Here is a 5032-nt window from a genome sequence, read left to right as displayed (position 1 = left end):
GCTTTTGCACAGTCGTCAGATGGAACTGGTTCTGTCACAAACGTTTCGAAACAAGAAGAAAAAGAACATCAAGATGAGCATGAACACGAAAAGGGACATGAAGAAGATAAAGGTGACCATGACGAGCACGGCCATGAAGGTGGTAATAAAGAGGGAGAAGAAGGACATGAAGAAGGTATCACTATTGATCCAAAGAAGATGTCGCTTGCTAACATTAAAGTGGAAAGTGTTAAGCCTGAATATCAATTTAGCTCCGTATATGCACCTGGCGAAATAAAAGCTAATGGCTATAAAAGTTATGTGGTATCACCACGTACAGAGTCAGTCATTATCAGTCGCCATGCAGCGCTTGGCGAGTATGTAGAAATAGGTCAGAAGTTAGTTACATTATTTAGTGAAGCAATGGCACAAGCACAAGCTGACTATTTAATCGCTTCAACCGAATGGCAACGTGTAAAAAAGCTGGGTAATAAGACGGTGAGTGAAAGTCGATTATTACAAGCTGAAACAACATACAATGCGAGCTATGGCAAGCTCATTGCTTTAGGGTTAACTGAAAAAGCAATAAATGGTATTTCTAACAAAGACATTAAAGCATTTGGGCAATATGCATTAACGGCGCACCGTGAAGGTGTCGTGCTTCAAGACGACTTTATCCAAGGGCAACGTGTTGATGCTGGGGATTCAGTCATGTTGTTAGCTGATGAAAAACAACTATGGGTTGAAGCAAAAGTTTCTCCAAATAAAAAGCTAAATTTATCAATTGATTCTCCTGCGGTACTTAAATTAGAAGGCCAGAGTTACAATGCCAAAGTTATCCAAGAAGCCCATACAATTGATCCCGTAACTCGTACAAGAATTATTAGATTGGGGGTACAGAATGCTGATGATAACCTTCATTCAGGTATGTTTGTAAAAGTTTACTTTCAGTTTGCCACAAAGCAGAAAGTGATGGCTGTGCCAGAAGAAGCATTGATCCGCAGCGCAGATGGTGATTGGACCGTATTTGTCGAAGACCACCCTGGAGAATTTAAAGCTGTAGAAGTAGAACTAGGCCGAGCCTTAGGTGATTTTAGGGAAATCATTGGCCTTGATAGTGGGACGCGAATTGTAACCAAAGGCGCATTTTTTGTTGCTTCTGAAATCGCTAAAGGCGGATTTGATCCGCATAACCACTAAGGAGCAAGACTATGTTTAATAAAATAATAGATTGGTCTGTTAATAATAGACTCCTGATTTTGATTGCGCTGTTTGCCACAATTGTCGGCGCAATTATGGTTATACCAAAACTAAATTTAGATGCCTTTCCTGATGTTACTAATGTTCAAGTTGCTGTAAATACTGAAGCGCCAGGACTAGCTGCTGAAGAAGTTGAACAACTCATTACGTACCCCATTGAAGCGGTCATGTATGCCTTACCTGATGTAGAACAAGTGCGCTCAATTTCTAAAACAGGCTTGTCTGGCGTCACGGTTGTTTTCAAAGAAGGCACCGACATTTACTTTGCAAGACAACTTGTATTTGAGCGTCTTCAAGCCGCAAAAGAACTGATACCAGAAGGTGTCGGCACACCCGAAATGGGGCCAAACACCTCAGGGCTAGGCCAAGTATTTCAGTACCTTCTTATTTCAGATAAAGATGCAGGCTATGATGCTATGGCACTCAGGAGTCTCAATGATTGGGTAGTAAAATTACTCGTTATGCCTGTCGATGGTGTTACTGATGTACTCTCCTTTGGAGGTATTGTTAGGCAGTACCAAGTAAATGTAGATCCATCTAAGCTTCTTTCTTATAACCTAACGCAAGAAGACGTTGTTGGTGCCCTAGATAACAACAATGCCAATGTTGGCGGATGGTATATGAACCGTGGGCAAGAGCAGCTTGTTATTAGAGGTGCAGGTTGGTTTGAAAGTGGTGACGCTGGTATTAGTAATATCAAACAAGTTCCCGTCAAAACAGTTGATGGGACAGTTGTGACGGTTTCGGATATTGCTAAAGTTGAAATGGGCAGTGAAATTCGTCAAGGTGCTGTCACAATGACGCGCAAAACCGAAGACGGTAAAGTCGAAAATTTAGGTGAAGTTGTCTCTGGCATTGTCTTAAAACGCATGGGGTCTAATACTAAAGCCACCATTGATGGTATCAATGCAAGAATCCCATTAATTAATCAAGCATTGCCTAAAGGTGTTCGCTTTGAACCATTTTATGATCAGGCTGATTTGATTGAAAAAGCCGTTGATACAGTAGTTGATGCACTATTACTAGCATTTATTTTCATCTGTATTGTATTAGCACTATTTTTAATGAATATACGTGCAACCTTCCTTGTCCTAATATCTATTCCAATTTCAATTGGTATCGCGTTAATGATCATGGCTTGGTGGGGCATTTCTGCAAACCTTATGTCATTGGGTGGCATTGCCGTAGCCATTGGTATGCTAGTTGATGGTTCAGTCGTGATGGTTGAAAACATGTTTAAGCATTTAAATAGACCAGACTCTACCCATTTAAAAACTGTAAAAGAAAGAGTGCCTAGTGCTGATACTGATCCACATGATGTAGAACAAGATGAGCATGGTATTAAGTTACGTCTTCAAAATGCGGGTAAAGAAGTGGCTCGTCCCGTATTTTTTGCAGCTTCTATTATTTTAGTCGTATTTACGCCTTTATTTAGCTTTGAAGGTGTTGAGGCAAAGTTATTTCAACCTATGGCAATAAGCATCATTTTAGCTGTTATATCTGCTATTGTGGTTGCGTTGTTTGTTGTACCCGCTTTAGCTACTTATTTATTTAAGTCAGGTGTAAAAGAGAGGGAAAGCTTTGTTCTTAGGCCATTAGACAAACTCTACAGAAAAGGGCTTACATTCGCACTAAAACGCACCAAATTAGTCATTTCAGCCGCACTTATATTAGTTTTCTCTGCCTTTGCATTAGTTCCATTAATTGGTACTGAATTTGTACCTGAGTTAGAAGAAGGGACGATAAACTTAAGAGCAACGCTTGCACCTTCTTCCAGTTTAGATACCGCGCTCACTGTGGCACCAATTCTAGAAGAAAAACTAATGGCTTTCCCTGAAGTAACCTATGCATTAAGCCGAATTGGTCGAGCAGAAATAGGTGGAGACCCAGAGCCTGTGAATAACATCGAAATTTACATAGGGTTGAAGCCTGTTTCTGAGTGGACCAGTGCATCTAATCGATATGAACTTCAAGGAAAAATGGAGAGATCTTTAGAAGAATTCCCTGGGTTGCTACTCAACTTTTCTCAACCTATTGCGACTCGTGTCGATGAGCTACTATCTGGTGTTAAGGCTCAGTTGGCGATAAAGTTGTTTGGGCCTGAACTTGAGGTACTGGCGGCTAAAGGTCAAGAAATAGAAACAGCAATTAAAAACATTGAAGGTGCAAGGGATGTTGCATTGGAGCAAATTGCTGGTGAAGCGCAATTGGTGATAAGTCCTAACAGGCAAGAACTATCACGCTTTGGATTGTCTGTGAGTGACATAATGGAGGTTGTGCGTGATGGTATTGGTGGTGTTGAAGCCGGACAAATAATCAATGGTAATGAACGTTATGATATTTACGTTCGCATAGAGGAAGAGTACCGAAGTAACAAAGAAGCTATTGCTGATATTCGGCTTCAATCACCTACTGGTGCTTGGGTGCGGCTGGGTGACGTAGCCTCAGTCTCATTTGAGTCAGGCCCACCACAAGTTAGACGCGATGATGTACAACGAAGAGTCGTTATCCAAGCAAATGTACAAAATCGAGATATGGGAAGCGTGGTTGCCGATATCAGAACGGTAATTGCTGAAAAGGTTGACTTACCTTCAGGTTATTCTGTTTCGATTGGCGGCCAGTTCGAAAGTCAAAAACGTGCTCAAAATAGGTTAGCTATAGTTGTACCTTTATCGTTAGCACTAATCGCACTACTACTTTACTTTGCCTTTGGTTCTGTTGGTCAAGCTATGCTGATATTGGTCAACGTGCCGCTTGCTGTAATTGGCGGAGTTTTCTCCTTATATTTATCTGGACAATACTTGTCTGTACCAAGCTCCGTTGGCTTTATTACCTTATTTGGTGTAGCGGTATTGAATGGGGTCGTTATGGTAGAAAGTATCAACCAACGTATTAAAGACGGTCTAGAAGCATCTAAAGCCGTTTTTGAAGGCGCTACTTCAAGATTAAGACCTGTACTTATGACTGCTATAACATCAGCTTTAGGTTTGATACCGATGTTAATGTCTAATGGTGTTGGTGCAGAAATACAGCGCCCATTAGCGAGTGTTATTGTTGGCGGCTTGGTAACTGCAACACTGTTAACATTATTTGTTTTACCTGTTTTATATCGCTGGTTTTCAGAGAAAAAAATAAAAGAGCTATCCAGATAAAATTACTGTGAACTCTAACCCCACGCTAAAGTCACGTTTAGCGTGGGGTTATTGAGTAGATGAACGAAAAGAAAGATTAGATTTAACAATAAACTAATAGTCATGACTGCTTTGTCGGAATATTTGTCGTTAAACAGGCCAAAGCTAACTTCCGCTTTCGTATCTTTGCAGTCTTAATCTCTATGTGTCTCAAGGTCGGATTATGGCACAGACTGTGTGAAAACTCTGATCACCTTTTGGTCTAAGTATGTTCTGCTTATGATCTATTAATCTATACATTTAGTTCACTTAATATACTGATATTTATATAATTAGACTATTGATTCAGTTGAGGGTTGAGGCAGTATGTCAAAGTTTATAAGCGGTGAAAGTCGTGACCAATCAACGTTATTTCCAGAATCGTTGGAAGATTACGTCAGTGAAGATAATACGGTCAGAGTGATTGATGTTTTCATTGAGGAACTAAATCTAGCTGAATTGGGGTTTAAAGGATTAACTTTAAAGTCCACAGGCCGCCCTAAGTATCATCCAGCCACATTATTAAAACTGTATCTTTATGGTTACCTCAACCGTATTCAATCATCCCGCCGATTAGAAACCGAATGCCAACGCAATATTGAACTGATGTGGCTACTTGGTAA

3 protein-coding genes are annotated in these 5032 nt (G+C 40.4%); all 3 read left to right on the top strand.

The features are described 5' to 3' along the window. Window positions 1–1179 (top strand): efflux RND transporter periplasmic adaptor subunit (locus L641_RS0107400; RefSeq protein ID WP_024601567.1); only part of this gene is annotated, 1179 nt, incomplete at its 5' end. An 11-nt stretch (window positions 1180–1190) separates the two neighbouring features. Next, complete coding sequence (locus L641_RS0107395) at window positions 1191–4391, top strand: CusA/CzcA family heavy metal efflux RND transporter (protein WP_004588883.1); 3201 nt, start codon at window positions 1191–1193, stop codon at window positions 4389–4391. 345 nt (window positions 4392–4736) lie between these two features. Continuing rightward, the coding region (locus tag L641_RS0107390) for a transposase (RefSeq protein WP_029750350.1) at window positions 4737–5032 on the top strand (296 nt) is incomplete at its 3' end.

Source organism: Pseudoalteromonas sp. TB41 (genome assembly GCF_000497975.1).
Taxonomy (GTDB): Bacteria; Pseudomonadota; Gammaproteobacteria; order Enterobacterales; family Alteromonadaceae; genus Pseudoalteromonas; species Pseudoalteromonas tetraodonis.
This window is presented reverse-complemented; position numbering and strand designations above follow the sequence as displayed.